This is a genomic window from Pseudomonas peradeniyensis (assembly GCF_014268935.2).
GTDB classification, from domain to species: domain Bacteria; phylum Pseudomonadota; class Gammaproteobacteria; order Pseudomonadales; family Pseudomonadaceae; genus Aquipseudomonas; species Aquipseudomonas peradeniyensis.
The window spans coordinates 1,921,793-1,937,805 of record NZ_JABWRJ020000001.1 but is presented as its reverse complement, the minus strand read 5'-3'; the positions used below and the strand labels follow the sequence as shown (position 1 = coordinate 1,937,805).

Annotated in this window: 12 protein-coding genes; 6 read left to right on the top strand and 6 right to left on the bottom strand. The window is 59.8% G+C overall.

Annotated elements, in window-relative coordinates; all coding sequences use genetic code 11:
• Positions 1-103: 103 nt before the first annotated feature.
• The 4 genes from mltF (at position 104) to HU751_RS08370 (ending at position 5,781) form a co-directional block, all read left to right on the top strand.
• Positions 104-1,561 carry a membrane-bound lytic murein transglycosylase MltF gene (gene mltF, locus HU751_RS08385; protein WP_186734079.1) on the top strand — a complete coding sequence of 486 codons (1,458 nt, stop codon included), beginning with the start codon at positions 104-106 and terminating at the stop codon, positions 1,559-1,561.
• 103 nt (positions 1,562-1,664) lie between these two features.
• On the top strand, positions 1,665-2,471 hold the full coding sequence (locus HU751_RS08380; protein WP_186734080.1) for a class I SAM-dependent methyltransferase: 807 nt from the start codon (positions 1,665-1,667) through the stop codon (positions 2,469-2,471).
• A gap of 11 nt (positions 2,472-2,482) precedes the next feature.
• On the top strand, positions 2,483-3,574 hold the full coding sequence (locus tag HU751_RS08375; RefSeq protein ID WP_186734081.1) for an AAA family ATPase: 1,092 nt from the start codon (positions 2,483-2,485) through the stop codon (positions 3,572-3,574).
• Positions 3,571-5,781, top strand: coding sequence for an alpha-ketoglutarate-dependent dioxygenase AlkB (locus HU751_RS08370; RefSeq protein WP_202892801.1), 2,211 nt, complete (start codon positions 3,571-3,573; stop codon positions 5,779-5,781). The genes HU751_RS08375 and HU751_RS08370 overlap by 4 nt, the downstream gene beginning before the upstream one ends.
• A gap of 31 nt (positions 5,782-5,812) precedes the next feature.
• Here the strand turns inward: HU751_RS08370 and tadA are convergent, their stop codons facing one another.
• Together tadA and HU751_RS08360 are read right to left on the bottom strand one after the other, a co-directional pair.
• Positions 5,813-6,298, bottom strand: coding sequence for a tRNA adenosine(34) deaminase TadA (gene tadA, locus HU751_RS08365; protein WP_186734082.1), 486 nt, complete (start codon positions 6,296-6,298; stop codon positions 5,813-5,815).
• Positions 6,298-7,680, bottom strand: a complete 1,383-nt coding sequence (locus HU751_RS08360) for a multicopper oxidase family protein (RefSeq protein WP_186734083.1) — start codon at positions 7,678-7,680, stop codon at positions 6,298-6,300. Before HU751_RS08360 ends, tadA begins: the two co-directional genes overlap by 1 nt.
• Positions 7,681-8,009: 329 nt before the next feature.
• On the opposite strand from HU751_RS08360, the gene HU751_RS08355 reads away from it, so the two are divergent.
• Together HU751_RS08355 and HU751_RS08350 are read left to right on the top strand one after the other, a co-directional pair.
• Complete coding sequence (locus HU751_RS08355) at positions 8,010-8,795, top strand: alpha/beta hydrolase (RefSeq protein ID WP_186734084.1); 786 nt, start codon at positions 8,010-8,012, stop codon at positions 8,793-8,795.
• A 260-nt stretch (positions 8,796-9,055) separates the two neighbouring features.
• A complete protein-coding gene (locus HU751_RS08350; RefSeq protein ID WP_186734085.1) occupies positions 9,056-11,353 on the top strand; it encodes an autotransporter family protein in 2,298 nt (765 codons plus the stop codon).
• A gap of 81 nt (positions 11,354-11,434) precedes the next feature.
• Here the strand turns inward: HU751_RS08350 and guaA are convergent, their stop codons facing one another.
• The 4 genes from guaA to HU751_RS08330 form a co-directional block, all read right to left on the bottom strand.
• The gene (gene guaA, locus HU751_RS08345; RefSeq protein ID WP_186658345.1) at positions 11,435-13,012 is read right to left on the bottom strand and encodes a glutamine-hydrolyzing GMP synthase; all 1,578 of its coding nucleotides are present in this window, start codon (positions 13,010-13,012) and stop codon (positions 11,435-11,437) included.
• Positions 13,013-13,089: 77 nt separating this feature from the next.
• Positions 13,090-14,559, bottom strand: coding sequence for an IMP dehydrogenase (gene guaB, locus HU751_RS08340; RefSeq protein WP_050704157.1), 1,470 nt, complete (start codon positions 14,557-14,559; stop codon positions 13,090-13,092).
• 86 nt (positions 14,560-14,645) lie between these two features.
• The gene (locus tag HU751_RS08335; RefSeq protein WP_186734086.1) at positions 14,646-15,203 is read right to left on the bottom strand and encodes a sugar ABC transporter ATPase; all 558 of its coding nucleotides are present in this window, start codon (positions 15,201-15,203) and stop codon (positions 14,646-14,648) included.
• Positions 15,204-15,253: 50 nt separating this feature from the next.
• Positions 15,254-16,009: a sulfite exporter TauE/SafE family protein gene (locus tag HU751_RS08330; protein ID WP_186734087.1), complete on the bottom strand. Its 756-nt coding sequence runs from the start codon at positions 16,007-16,009 to the stop codon at positions 15,254-15,256.
• Positions 16,010-16,013: the final 4 nt, after the last annotated feature.

Genomic DNA, 16,013 nt, shown 5'->3' with positions numbered 1-16,013 from the left:
CCACGACCTGCTGCGCCCTGTCGCAGGCACAGCGACGTGCTACCAGACAAGCCACATATTGTCGAGATATGGCGCCGCCGGTCCTTTGCGTATACTGCACCCTATGTTCGCCCACACTGCTTTGCGCCAGCGATGCGCCAGATGGCTCCTCGCAACCGGACTCTTCCTGATGCTCGGTGCCTGCGTTGAAAAACCCAGCACCCTCGAACGCGTCAAGGAGGATGGCGTATTGCGCGTGATTACCCGCAACAGCCCGGCCACCTACTTCCAGGACCGCAACGGCGAAACCGGTTTCGAATACGAACTGGTCAAGCGCTTCGCCGACGACCTGGGCGTGAAGCTGGAGATCGAGACCGCCGACAACCTCGACGAGCTGTTCGACCAGCTGGGCAAGCCGTCCGGCCCGGTGCTGGCCGCCGCCGGCCTGGTCAGCAGCGAGCGCCGCGCCACCCAGGCGAAGTTCTCCCACCCTTACCTCGAGGTGACCCCGCAGGTCATCTACCGCAATGGCCGCTCGCGGCCGACCAGCGCCAAGGGCCTGGTGGGCAAGAAGATCATGGTGCTCAAGGGCAGCAGCCACGCCGACCAGCTCGCCGAGCTGAAAAAGCAGAACCCGGGGCTGGAGTACGAGGAGTCCGACGCCGTCGAGGTGGTCGACCTGCTGCGCATGGTCGACGAGGGCCAGATCGACCTGACCCTGGTCGATTCCAACGAGCTGGCCATGAACCAGGTGTACTTCCCCAACGTGCGCGTGGCCTTCGACCTGGGCGACACCCGCGACCAGCGCTGGGCGGTGGCCGCCGGCGAAGACAACAGCCTGCTCAACGAGATCAACGAGTTTCTCGACAAGTCGCAGAAGAACGGCACCCTGCAGCGCCTGAAGGACCGTTACTACGGCCACGTCGATGTCCTCGGCTACGTCGGTGCCTACACCTTCGCCCAGCACCTGCAGCAGCGCCTGCCCAAGTACGAGAAGCACTTCAAGACCAGCTCCAAGGTCGAGCAGGTCGACTGGCGCCTGCTCGCCGCGATCGGCTACCAGGAGTCGATGTGGCAGCCGGAGGTCACCTCCAAGACCGGCGTGCGCGGCCTGATGATGCTGACCCAGCGCACCGCCCAGGCCATGGGCGTGTCCAACCGCCTGGACCCCAAGCAGAGCATCCAGGGCGGCGCCAAGTACTTCATGCTGGTCAAGGACCAGCTCGACGACAGCATCAAGGAGCCGGACCGCACCTGGTTCGCCCTGGCCGCCTACAACGTCGGCAGCGGCCACCTGGAAGACGCCCGCACCCTGGCCAGGCGCGAAGGCCTGAACCCGAACAAGTGGCTGGACGTGAAAAAGATGCTACCGCGCCTGTCGCAGAAGCAGTGGTACAGCAAGACCAAATACGGCTACGCCCGCGGCGGCGAGCCGGTACATTTCGTGGCCAACATCCGCCGCTACTACGACATCCTCACCTGGGTCACGCAGCCGCAGCTCGAGGGCCAGGTGGCCGAGGGTAATCTGCATGTGCCCGCAGTGAACAAGGACAAGCCGGCGGAGCAGTCGCCGCCGATGTAAACGAATCCGCCTCGAATACTGGCATATTGACATATCGCTATTTTCACAGTACTTATTCCGATTGGCGCCACTGACGGCTGACCGGGCATAAGGACTTGAACAAGTGAATGTTATCGCCGACTGGCGTGAGAATGCTTTGCAGAAGGTCGTACGAGACCCCATTCATCTAGACCCTCGCTCCACTGATGGCAATTTGCTAGGTTACACTATCAGTGACGTATTCCGGGAAGCCATACGGTTTGGACAAGCAGACTTTGACAAACCCTATAGAAACCTCAGTGGTATAGATAAAGCACGCCTCTACGCACTGCTTAACCAACCTGGTCACCTGACTGAGCTTGATGAAGCTTTCGGCCAGTTGTTCTCTGCACATAGCACTATTTGCGACCCTTACGTATACGACATTGGCTGTGGACCATTCACAGCAGGCCTCTCCCTTGCAACCGCGCTTGATCAACGGCATGTAATAACCTACCACGGTATTGACCTATATGAGTCGATGCGTGAATTAGGAAGAGAGATCGCGCAATGCGCTCAGGATATGAACGCCCTCAGTCGCTACTCTACGTTCAATTTTTATGAAAGTTTAGATGACATCGAGCCCCCCATAGGCGCAAGGATAAACCCAAAGATATTTGTTGCCTCCTACCTTCTCGCAAGCAGTACGATTGAAGTCGAACCTCTGGTCAAATCAATCGTGAATATTGCTGATACATTCAGCCGCGGCCCCTCATTACTCCTCTACACAAATACAACTCACCCACTCGCCGGGCAAAAATTCCCTGCCTTCAAAGAGCAGCTAGAGGAGGCTGGTTTTCGCTGCCCGGCCGACGACCAAACGCACATAGCACACAGAAATAAGACCCGTTCGGTGCACTACGCGCTTTTCTATAAACCCGCCAGCTTTTAGGTGTCAGCGCAATGCAACTCCCGCAATATGATGACCTCATCCCAGAGCAGCTTGACATTTACGATGCAAGCCCCCACGAGAACCTTTTCGTTGTTGGCCCCCCTGGCTCAGGTAAAACAACCTTAGCTGTCCACCGCGCACAAATGCTCCTGCGGATGAAAAAAAAGACTCTGATAATCACGAAAAACCGAATGTTGACTGCCCTTGCGACCCAACTCGGAGACAGGACGATCGATGTCAGCACTATGCACAAGTTTGTTCCTGGAGACTATCGCTACCGCTTACAAGGTGACATTCCAAAACAAGGTTACGTTTTCGACTGGGCCACTATCATCTCTGATTACGACGCCCGCCCTACATCACCACGATATGATCATATCATCGTTGATGAAGGTCAGAACCTTCCACATGGTTTCTATCCATGGCTTGTAAAGCACGGAGCTAGATATATTACAGTTTTCGCTGACGAAGCTCAGACAACAGACCTAAATGAGCGGTCTACCATTCAGGATATCCTAAATGCCCCAATGCCGCGCCCTATGCACCTACATAACAATCACCGAAATACGCGAGAAATCGCGATGCTCGCCCAGTTTTTCCACCGTTCACAGGTCGTTGCTCCCGGGAATGTCGAACTAGGCCACAGCGGTACAGTACCTCGACTGGAGCGGTTCACCGACTGGACCACAGTTGCTCAAGACGTTCACATTCGATACCTCAACCAAAACCAATCCATCGGTGTGGTGGTCCGTCGCACACGGGACGTCGAGCACCTGCATTCCCTGCTTAGCCAAGCGCTTCCCATAGACACACGCATCGACACTTACACCAGCGAGGCAGAACCGGATGCGGAGCACGGTATTAGCTTACTGAGCCCTGGCATCACCATCCTCACCAGCGAGTCCGTCATTGGGCTTGAGTTCGACTGCGTCTACCTGCAAGATCTTCACCAATCTGCGTCGAAGCTGACTGTCGAAGCATGCCGCAGAATGTACATGCTCTGCGCCAGAGCAAAAAATGATCTGATTTTGCTAGACGGCCCCCGCCCAATGACGCAGGCTGAACTTGCCAACCTTCCCGACGATAAGCTACTCATACGATGACTCAGGCCCCCTCTCCTGAAACGCTTCCTCTTTTCGAAGATCAAGATCTTGCAAGAGATCCTCGTCGGGTGACGTCCTCTGCGTCACCACTACTGCTTGCCTTGAACATTGACCACAGGGAATGGTTGAGCTTTTTGGCAGAAGAATGGTGGCCCGTTCGGTCCAGCGACACTTTGTTGAGCCTTGGGGTCTTAGCTCCAATCACGACAGAGACTCCATCAACCGATATCTTAGCCTGGATCGATCCCTACGAGCTTCCGGACACGCAGATTTTAATTTTGCGCAAGGGCAAGTGGATCAAGGCAAAACGCTCTTCAATTCAGCCAAACGATAAGCAAATCATCTGGCCAGGCCCCCTTCCTCTATTCTCTGTAAAACGCTTCAGCGTAACCACAGAGGAAAGGAAAGCTCATATCACGGCCATGGCTAATGGTTTCGCGAATATTGCGCTCGACGAGCAGCTCGTGATGGTAGAGCATTTCCAACATGTGCCAGCATCACTTCCTCCCAAGTTTGAGCAAACCCTCAGACCGCCCGAGCTATGGAACGCCCTGCGTGGTGCTGCTGCTATGGCAACATGGAGCGTACCGACAATTTCTTCCTGGCTGAGCATGCTCTGCAAAATGCTCAGCAAGCCTGATAGACCAAGCCGCCCTAGAAAAGTAGCCGACACTGATGCCCCTTGGCTTCTAGACACTCCTTGGAGGTATCTAATTTCTGGCCCTGCGCAAAAAACGCAGGAGCGCTCCGTGCTTTTATGGCGAGCAATGCTTACGGTGTTCGCACGCGTAAAAATACGTGAAGCATGGAGACCCCACGAGGTATTGGAACAGGTTTGCGACGAGGCGCGTCGTCTAGGCGTGCCTCCTGAATCTCTGGACGAATTACTTCATTGCACAAGCGCGATACTAGATAACAAAAAAGTAATAGACACTGCAATCATCCAAAATGACCCAATGGGGTTCATTTTACAACTGATCTTGCTGCGTCCAAGACCAGAACAATTTACTACCTGGCGCTCTACTCTACCACTACTTCCTCCTTCCGTACTCTGGAGCGGCGCAATTCTTTCGGGCTTGCTTAATGGTTACCGAAACCTCGATATCCGTTTTCGCAACAATTCAAGCAGCCGCAAGCTAATCGACATACAGACATGGACTTTGGCGACCAAGAAAAAAATTGCGTGGCCCTCTGCTCCAGCACAGATATTAGCTCTAAAAACAGAGAACAATAAGGCGCTACTTTTATCTGACTCACATGTCTGGGCGGAAAAAAAACTAGGTCGTCGAGGCCGATGGTACGCTGCCGATCTCGATTCACCAGACATTCAAAATCAAGCCATCGAGATCGCTCACTCTCATTGCCCAGAAGCATTATTCCAAGCGATCAAGATCAAAAACGGCCGTAACGCAATACAGGGCTCAGGCAGAATTAAACTGGAAACTGGTAAGCCTCGCACCAACAGAAGCCTGGTCGTTCGCGGGGAATTTTACTTACCATTCAGCGACCCCACTTCAATAGTGAAACGACTGGACAAAGACATTTTCAAACACTGGATTGCTACTGCCACGGTAGATAACAGACTTCCTGGGCCTTTAGATAAATTAGACCCTCTACCAACTAGTACCGCGCCCACCTCAACACAGGAGCCTTCAGACTTTCCTGTAGCAGGGCTAAGATCCGTACCTGACTTCATCAGCGAAGAACAGGAGCGACATCTTGTAAATACAATTAATAATTCACCATGGTCAACCGAATTAAAAAGGCGCGTCCAACATTACGGTTGGAAATACGACTACAGAGCCCGGGGCATCTCGCCGTCAGCTTACCTCGGCCCACTGCCAGACTGGGCACAAGATCTTGCCCATAGACTGGTTATAGAAGGGTTAATGCCCGAATTGGCCGACCAAGTAATTATTAATGAGTATATTTTACAGCAGGGCATTAGCCGCCACATTGACTGCATTGATTGCTTCAAAGGCCCAGTAATTACCATAAGCTTGCTAGAAAGCTGGCAAATGATATTCAGAAAGGGCAGTCAAAAAGCTGACATAATGCTCAAGCAACGTAGCGCTACCGTGCTCGATGGTCCTGCGCGCTATGAGTGGACTCATGAAATACCTCAAAGAAAGTATGAAAAAGACTTCCTTAGATCACGCAGAATTTCTATCACATTTAGGAAAGTTAAAATAAGCAATGACAAATAAACGATAAGTGTTCTTCCCAGGGTTCTATAGATTAAGTACCTTTTCTTGATCTGCGGGCCCTGAAGAAATCGCTGAGAATCTGTCCGCACTCCTGCGCCATCACCCCGCCCTCCACCATCACCCGATGGTTGAGAAACCCCTGGCTGAAGAACTGCCCCTGGCTCTGCACGATCCCCGCCTTGGGCTCCAGCGCCCCGTAGACCACCCGCGCCACCCGCGAATGGACGATCAGCCCCGCGCACATGCTGCATGGCTCCAGGGTCACGTACAGGGTACTGCCCGGCAACCGGTAGTTGCTGGCGGACTTGGCCGCAGCGCGGATCGCCACCATTTCGGCGTGGGCGCTGGGGTCGCTGTCGATGATCGGCCGGTTGAAGCCCTGGCCGATCACCTGGCCATGCTGCACCAGTACCGCGCCCACCGGCACCTCGCCCATGGCGGCACCCTGGGCCGCCAGTTCCAGGGCCAGGCGCATGAACTCCTGGTCGCGGCTGCGATCGATGATCTGCGGTCGCATCAGACCACCGCGATCGCGGCCATCAGGCCGGTTTCCATGTGGTCGATGACGTGGCAGTGGAACATCCAGGTACCCGGGTTGTCCGCCACCAGCGCCACCTGCGCCCGTTCGTTCTTGCCCAGCAGGTAGGTGTCGGTGAACCACGGCTCGACGATCTTGCGCCGATTGGAGGCGATCACCTTGAAACTCATGCCATGCAGGTGGATCGGGTGCTGGTACTGGGTCATGTTCTTCAGCTCGAGGATGTAGCTCTTGCCCTTCTGCAGCGTGGCGATCGGCCGATCGGCGCAGGTCTTGTCGGTGATGTCCCAGGCCTGGCCGTTGATCTGCCACAGGCTCGGCGGCTTGCCGTTCTCGGTGTTCACCGAGACCTTGCCGACCCATTCGAAATTGAAGTTGAGCTTCTCGGCGTTCTCCAGGTCCGGCTCGGCCACCGGGTTCGGCGGCAGGGCCTTGGGCCAGTCGCCGGGCGCCTCGCTGCTGGCCACCGAGCGCAAGGTGCCCAGGCGCACGAAGCCATCACGCAGGGAGATCTCTTCACCCGCCTCGGGGATGCGGATCGCCAGGCAGATGCGCATGCCCGGCCCGAGCCAGTACTCGTCGTCCAGCGGCCGCGGAGTGATCGGGTTGCCATCGAGGGCGTAGATCATCGCCTCGCAGTTGCCCTTGAGGTTCAAGCGGTAAGTCCAGGTGTTGTCCAGGTTCAGCAGCCGTACCCGCACCACCTGCCCGGCCGGCAGCTCGGTAACCGAGTCAGCCTGGCCGTTGATGGTGATCAGGCGCCCAGCCGTGCCGTTGCGGGCCGCCTCGCGGGGGATGCTGAATGGCAGCCAGGCGCCCTGCTCGTCCACGTGCCAGTTCTTCAGGCTCAGGGTGCGCTCATGCCGGAAGCCCGTGGGCTCGCGTTCCTCGACGATCAGCGGCCCGACCAGGCCGCGGCCCAGCTCCTCGGAGCTGCTGACATGCGGGTGATACCAGTAGCTGCCGGCATCCGGCACCTTGAACTTGTAGTCGAAGTATTCGCCCGGCTTGACCGGCAATTGCGAGACATAGGGCACACCGTCCATCTCCAGCGGCAGGCGGATGCCGTGCCAGTGGATGGTGGTCTCGACCGGCAGACGGTTGATGAAGCGCACCCGCAGCCAGGTGCCCTGGCGCACCCGCAGCTCGGTACCCGGCGCCGACGGGCCGAAGGCCCAGGCCTCGGTCTTGAAACCCGGCACCAGCTCGACGTCCAGGGGCGCGGCGATCAGCTCGTAGTCGTGCCCGGCGTTGTCGTCCTCGACCTTGCCCAACCAGTAGCGTGCCGCGCCTCCGGCGCCCAGGCCTACCACCACGAGGCCGGTCAGGCCCTTGAGCATTTGTCGACGGGTAAAGGACATCGGTGCGGGTACCTCGTGTTTTGCACAATCAGTCCGCCAACTGCGGCTGGCGATGAAGGGCGAATACGATACACCTGCAAATAGGAAAGATTAAGTGAAGTGTTGTCGCAACGGCTGACGGGCAGGACACCCTGGCCACCGCAGCCGGGACAGGACACCGCGCCGAAAATAACTACTCAGGCTAGCAATTCAACCAAGGCACCTGCACTATCACGCACCGTCCCCGTACGCTGCGATACGAGACTTTGCCTCATGTGTTGTGACCCTGGGTGAGCAGATACGCTTGCTGTCGGTGGCTATCGACCAGCCTGCATAGCATCTGGATGCTAATGCTCAGCGCGCTTTTGATCGCCTGCCAATCGCCGCGCGAGGCGCTGCAACAACTGGGCGAAGAGCACGGCCGACCATTACAGGTGCTCCCGGGCCACACTTACCCGCTCGTCATGCTAGCGCCGCACCCTGCAGAAAAGATGACCCGCCTGCGTGTCTACCTGGAAGGCGATGGTCACGCCTGGTCGACGGCCACTCAACCCAGCCTGGACCCGAGCCCACACAATCTGCTGGTGCCACGGCTGGCGCTCAATGATCCAACCCCGAATGTGTATTTGGCACGCCCCTGCCAGTTCATCATGGCCGCTGCCTGCCAATCCTCCCTCTGGACCCATCGACGATTCTCCAGTGAGGTGGTTACCCGCCTCAGCCACGCGCTGGACCAGTTGAAGCAGCGATATGCCAACAGGGAATTCGAACTGGTGGGGTATTCAGGTGGCGCCGCCCTCGCCTTGCTGTTGGCGGCGCAGCGCAACGACGTTACCCAGGTGCAAAGCCTCGCTGGCAACCTCAGTCCACATCTGTGGGCAAGGATGAAAGGCTTGTCGCCACTCGAGGGCTCATTGGATCCGCTGGACTATCGCGATCGGCTCGCCTCGCTACCCCAGCGTCATTTCATTGGAGCAGCAGACCCGATCATCCCGGCCAGCTTGGCCGACAGTTACCAACAGGCGCTTGGCTCCCCCCTCTCCCAATGTGTCCTTGTGCCACAAGCAAGCCATGACAGAGGGTGGGAGGCAACATGGAGTCAATGGGCTCAAACGCCACTGGCACCGGCCCCCTAAGACCTGGCTTGGACGAGGCTCTTCGCCTGATCGTTGAGTTCCGTTAATACTGAAGGGGAAGCTCCAAAAAGCTGCCTCGAAGCATTCTTTGGGCTTATTCGTTCGGATTTGTCTTTTTCATGATGAATTCTCCTGCAGGCATCGTGTAGATTGCACGCGTTTAAAATCAGCACTTCACCGACACGCTGGCTGGGATGCCTATAACAAACGCTGATGCGCAGTGTTCCCTGCCGGTTTCTCCCTGTAAGGATACGACTGTCTTGAGCATCTACCTCTTGCGCCGCTCGCTGTTGGCGCTGTCTGTCGCCGCGGCTACTGCCCATGCCACACCCGCACCCGACCTCAACCATGACCTGGGTACAGGGGCCTACAACAGCTCCGGTGATGTATTCAATAACGTCACCTTCACCGGCACATCGCAGAACGCAGGTGTAACGTTGGTTAACGTGACCCTGGCAGGCAACCTGGTCAACCAGGGCAAAATCAACCTGGCGGCGGCGAACACCAGCGACGTCCTGTCGGGTATCAGCATGACCCTCAATTCCACCGCCACTGGCGACCTGGTCAACCAGGGCGACATTACGGTAAACAGCAACAGCGCCATGGGGCTGGACCTGTACCTGGCGAAGATCGCGGGTGAAGTGAACAACAACGGCAACATCACTGTGACTGGCGAAGGTGCCAATGGCATGATGATCACCTCGACCCAGGCGAACATCAACAACTCAGGCACTATCACCGCTCGCGGCATCGACTCTGCGGGTATCGAAGTAGAGAACGCCCGCTTCACCGCTCAAGTGTTGGGTGGCGACTTCAAGACCGCTATCAACAATAGCGGGACGATCTCGGCCGATGGGGTGGGCATTCACTTTGTCAGCCTCGACCCCTCGGGCGGTTTCAGCATTTTCGCCATCACGCAGACAGGTGGCCTGATCGAAGGCGGCACTGCGGCAATCCTGGCGGACGACAACACCTCGCCCTCGTATTTCTACTGGCACGCAGGGCAAGTAAAAGGTGACCTGCTGGGCTTGAACGGTGTGCTGGTGAGCGGTGAAGCAATATTCGATGGTTCGACCATCCGTGCCGGTTACGTCGATATCGACGGTGGTCGCCTGACGCTGCTCCGCCCGCAGACGACCATCGTGGGCGGCCTCGACCTGGACAGCGACACTGCGCGCCTGCGTCTGCTGCTGGATAACGACACATTGCCTGAAACGCCGATCCTCAAAGTCACAGGCAACACCTACTTCTCCGAGGGTAGCCAGGTCGAACTGCAAGCTCGCTCCGACGACTTCCGTACACCAGCCCAGGGCACTCGTTACACCCTCATCAACTCAGGCACCTGGGAAGATCCGCAGAACCTGTCCGTGGTTTCCTCCTCGGCACTGCTCGAGGTGAAAAGCTTCGGCATCGAAGGCCAGGATCTCAAAGCGCTGGTCGCCACCCGCAGTGACGAGGCGATCACACAGAGCCTGCAGGGTGCCAGTGGCTCGGACAACGCGGTGAACGCGATCAAGCCGCTCAAGAACACCGTCTTGGGCCTGATGGACGAAAGCGACCCGGTGTTCCAGCGTTTCGCCAACGCCGCCACCAACGAAGAGCTGGCCAAACTTGCCGAAACCCTGACCCCGGATGTCAGCCGTGGGGTGATTCATGCCGCCACCAGCGGCCAGAACCTGGTCACAAGCGCCATCAACCGTCGCGCCAGCAAAGCGCGCAATGGCCAGTCCTCCGGTGACGTCCTGGCAGAACAAGGCGTATGGCTGCAAGCGCTGTCCAGCGATGCCAACCAGGACAGCCGCCACGGCGTCGACGGCTACGACGCAAATACCCACGGCATCGCCGTGGGTGCTGACGGCAAGCTCGACGCCAATACCACCCTGGGCGTGGCATACAGCTACCTCACCAGCGACGTCAAATCCGACCTGGGCAGCAAGACCGACGTCAGCGGCCATGCACTGACCTTGTACGGCAACTGGGCCCGTGACAACTTCTTCGTCGACACCTCGCTGATGTATGGCTGGAACGACAACGAGTCCAAACGCTACATTGCCGGTACCCGCGCCAAGGCCGACTACGACAGTGAAATCTTCGGCATCAACGCCCTGGCAGGCTACACCTTCCAGCTCGACAAGCAGTGGCTGCTGGAACCACAGGTCGGTGCGCGCTATGCCAACGTGTCGATTGATTCGTACCGTGAAAAAGGCAGCTCAGCCGCCCTCAACGTTGGCAGCCAGCGCTATGAAATAGGCGAGATGGGCCTGGGCGCTCGCCTGGCGGCCGCTTTCGACGTAGGTGTGGGCACCCTGGAACCGGAAGCCAAGCTGATGGCCTGGCACGACTTCATCGCTGACAAGGCCAGCACCACCTCCACCTTCGTGCTCGGAGGCACCCCGTTCACCACCACGGGCGCGAAACCCGCGCGCGACAGCTACGAGCTGGGGCTGGGTGCAAACTACCGCGTGGGCGCGTGGAGCGTAGGAGGCACGTACAACTACCTGGCCAGCAGCGGCTTCAACGCAGACACCTTCAGTGCGAACGTGCGTTACGACTTCTGATCAACGTCTTCGCCTGAAACGACAAAGCCCGCTGATGCGGGCTTTGTCGTTTCAGGCTGTCAGGCTATGCCGGACGCGGGATCATTCCCACTCGATGGTAGCCGGCGGCTTGCTCGACACGTCATAGGTGACGCGGGAGATACCGTCGATTTCGTTGATGATACGACCGCTGACGGTTTCCAGCAGCTCGTACGGCAGGTGCGCCCAGCGCGCGGTCATGAAGTCCACGGTCTCGACGGCACGCAGGGCCACGACCCAGGCGTAGCGACGGCCGTCGCCGACGACGCCGACCGACTTGACCGGCTGGAACACCACGAACGCCTGGCTGGTCTTGTGGTACCAGTCGGCCTTGCGCAGTTCTTCGATGAAGATGTGGTCGGCGCGACGCAGGATGTCGGCGTATTCCTTCTTCACTTCGCCGAGGATGCGCACACCCAGGCCCGGGCCTGGGAACGGGTGGCGGTAGACCATGTCGTACGGCAGGCCCAGCTCCAGGCCGATCTTGCGCACTTCGTCCTTGAACAGCTCGCGCAGCGGTTCGACCAGCTTGAGGTTCATCTCCTCCGGCAGGCCACCGACGTTGTGGTGCGACTTGATCACGTGGGCCTTGCCACTCTTGGCGCCGGCCGACTCGATCACGTCGGGGTAGATGGTGCCCTGGGCGAGGAACTGGATGTTCTCCAGCTTGCTGGCCTCGGCATCGAACACGTCGATGAAGGTGCGGCCGATGATCTTGCGCTTCTTCTCAGGGTCGGCTTCGCCGGCCAGGTTGTCGAGGAACTGCTTCTCGGCATCGGCGCGGATCACCTTGACGCCCATGTTCTCCTTGAACATGGCCATCACCTGGTCGCCTTCGTGCAGGCGCAGCAGGCCGTTGTCGACGAACACGCAGGTCAGCTGGTCGCCGATGGCGCGGTGCAGCAGCGCGGCAACCACGGAGGAGTCGACGCCGCCGGACAGGCCGAGCAGGACGTTGGCCGAACCCACCTGGGCGCGCACCTGGGCAATGGCGTCCTCGACGATGTTCGAGGCGGTCCACAGGGCCTCACAGCCGCAGATGTCCTGGACGAAGCGCGACAGGATGCGACCGCCTTGCTTGGTGTGGGTCACTTCCGGGTGGAACTGCACGCCGTAGTAGCCCAGGGCGTCGTCGTACATGCCGGCGATCGGGCAGCTCGGGGTGCTGGCCAGCACACTGAAGTTGCCCGGCATCTGGGTGACCTTGTCGCCGTGGCTCATCCACACGTCCAGGCCCAGCACGCCGTCGTCATCGACGTGGTCTTCGATGCCGTCGAGCAGGCGGCTCTTGCCGACCACGTCGACGCGAGCGTAGCCGAACTCGCGCAGGTCGGAACCTTCGACCTTGCCGCCCATCTGCTCGGCCATGGTCTGCATGCCGTAGCAGATGCCCAGCACCGGGACCTTCAGGTCGAACACGGCCTGCGGGGCGCGTGGGCTGTTGGCTTCGTGGACCGACTCGGGGCCACCGGCCAGGATGATGCCGCGCGGGTTGAATTCGCGGATCGCTTCATCGTCCATGTCGAACGGGTGCAGTTCGCAGTACACGCCGATCTCGCGCACACGGCGGGCGATCAGCTGGGTGTACTGGGAACCGAAATCGAGGATCAGGATGCGGTGAGCGTGAATGTCGAGGGCCATGACTCAATCTCGTCAGTGGAAATCGGAAACGACGCGGGGCTGTGTATGACAGCCCCGTTCGGTAATTGCTGGAAGCCTCAGCCTACGCGGTAGTTAGGGGCTTCTTTGGTGATCTGCACGTCATGCACGTGGGACTCGGCCATGCCGGCACCGGTGATGCGCACGAACTCCGGCTTGGTACGCATCTCTTCGATGGTCGCGCTGCCGGTGTAGCCCATGGACGAACGCAGGCCGCCCATCAGCTGGTGGATGATCGCGGCCAGGGCGCCCTTGTACGGCACGCGGCCTTCGATGCCTTCCGGTACCAGCTTCTCGGCGCCGGCCGAGGAGTCCTGGAAGTAACGGTCGGAGGAACCTTGCGCCTGTGCCATGGCACCCAGCGAGCCCATGCCGCGGTAGGCCTTGTAGGAACGACCCTGGAACAGTTCGACTTCACCCGGGGCTTCTTCGGTACCGGCGAACATCGAGCCCATCATCACGCAGGAAGCGCCGGCTACGATGGCCTTGGACAGGTCACCCGAGAAACGGATGCCGCCGTCGGCGATCAACGGCACGCCGGTGCCTTCCAGTGCGGCGGCGACGTTGGCGATGGCGCTGATCTGCGGCACGCCGACACCGGCGACGATACGGGTGGTGCAGATCGAGCCCGGGCCGATACCGACCTTGACCGCGTCGGCGCCGGCTTCAGCCAGGGCCTTGGCGGCGGCGCCGGTGGCGATGTTGCCGCCGATCACCTGCACTTGCGGGTAGGTTTCCTTGACCCAGCGAACGCGGTCGATCACGCCTTTGGAGTGACCGTGGGCGGTGTCCACCACCACCACGTCAACGCCGGCGGCCACCAGGGCGGCAACGCGCTCGCCGGTGTCCTTGCCGGTGCCGACCGCGGCGCCGACGCGCAGGCGACCCTGGTCGTCCTTGCTGGCCAGCGGGTAGGCCTTGGCTTTTTCGATATCCTTGACGGTCATCATGCCCTTGAGGGCGAACTTGTCGTCGACGATCAGGACTTTTTCCAGGCGGTGCTTGTGCAGCAGCTCGCGGACTTCGTTCTTGTCGGCGCCTTCGCGGACGGTGACCAGACGCTCTTTGGGGGTCATCACGTCGCGGACCTTGGCGTCCAGGCGGGTTTCGAAGCGCACGTCACGGGAGGTGACGATGCCGACCAGGTCGCCGTTCGCCAGCACCGGAACGCCGGAGATGTTGTTCAGGCGGGTCAGGTCGAACAGGTCGCGCACGGTGGCGTCGGCGTCGATGGTGATCGGGTCCTTGACCACGCCAGCCTCGAACTTCTTGACCTTGCGTACTTCGCCGGCCTGCTGCTCGATGGTCATGTTCTTGTGGATGATGCCGATGCCGCCTTCCTGGGCCATGGCGATGGCCAGGCGCGCTTCGGTCACGGTATCCATGGCGGCGGAGACCAGGGGAATGTTCAGCTCGATGCCACGAGTCAAACGGGTCTTGAGACTGACTTCATTGGGCAGTACCTCGGAGTAGCCAGGTACAAGGAGGATATCGTCGAAGGTCAGGGCTTCTTGGCTGATACGCAGCATCGCGGGGGCTCCCGGGAGGGAAAAATGGAAGCGCGCCATTATACCCATCCATGGCGCGCCGCTCAATGCAAAATAAGGGCCTTCGGTCAGCCGTGCGGCAGTTTTACCTGCACCACCGCAACCGGCTGGTCCAGCCAGTCGGCGAAGCTGTCGAGGAAGGCCTGGGTGAACCCGGCCTCGCCCCAGTTATTGAAGATGAACCCCAGGTTGGAAAAGGCACACGGCTGCAGGTAGAGGAAGCCATTGATGTCATCCTCGAAGCCGCACAGCGGGCAGGTGAAGTTGTCGCTCACCCCCGGCATCCACTCCTCCAGGCTCTCGAACAGCGGCTCGCCCACCTCGCGCCGGCACTCCGGGCAGCCGGCCTCCTCGAGAAAACCGTCGGTGGGGGTGTAGATGCAGCGCTTGAGCATCACCTCCAGGCCATTGACCTGTGCGCCGAACGGCAGCTTATCGGGGTGCAGGGCCACCTTGCGCGCGCCCTCGGCCAGGGCATGACCCATGCGGTTGCCGGTGCGGCCACAGGTGCTCAATTGCTCCTCGATGATCTTTTCGCGCACCAGCCAGCGCAGGATGGCGCGGGCACGGGCTTCGTGAACCGGCACGGTGGACAGCTTGGGGACGATGATGCTCTGGGTGTTCATGCTTGGGGCGGGCCTGCGAACTGCGGTAATGGCGCAATTCTACCGCCTGCTCAGGCACTCAGGTAGCGACCGATCAACGCCAGGCCGCTGGCCAGCACCAGCCAGGTGACCAGCCGTACGAAGGCCTCCCGGGACAGCCTCAGGGTCAACCGTCGGCCCAGCCAGGTACCGACGAACATCACCGGCAGCAGGCAGGCGGCCAGCAGCAACAGGCTGGCGTCGGCATACACCCCGGCGATCAGGAACAGCGACAGGCGCACCACCGTGCTGCAACTGATCAGCGCGACCTGGGTCGCCCGCACCTGCTCCTTGGCCTCCAGCCGTGCGCTGAGGTAGATCGCGTACAAGAAACCACCACTACCGAACAAGGCGCCGAACAACCCGCCCACCGTGCCCATGGGCACCGCCCAGGCGCCCGACAGGCTCGCCGGCCGCACCTTCACCGCCAGGCCATAGACCGCGTAGGCGGTGACGAACAGCCCCATCAGCAACAGCAGCACATCCGACTTCAGGCGCAGCAGGAACACCACGCCCAGCGTGCAGCCCACGGCCATGAACGGCAGCAGCCTGAGCAGTTCGCCGCGCACCACGTCGCGCCGCGACGGCAGCAGGTTGCCGAAGGCGGCGACGAAGTCCAGCAGCACCAGCAACGGAACGATCCGCGACAGCGGCATGAAATGGATCAGCACGGGGCCGGCGACCAACGCGGTGCCGAAGCCGGCGATGCCGAAGACGATATAGGCCACCCCCACACCCAGCAGGATGGGTAGCCAATCGAGCATGGAAAACGACAGTTGAGCGAGCATCACG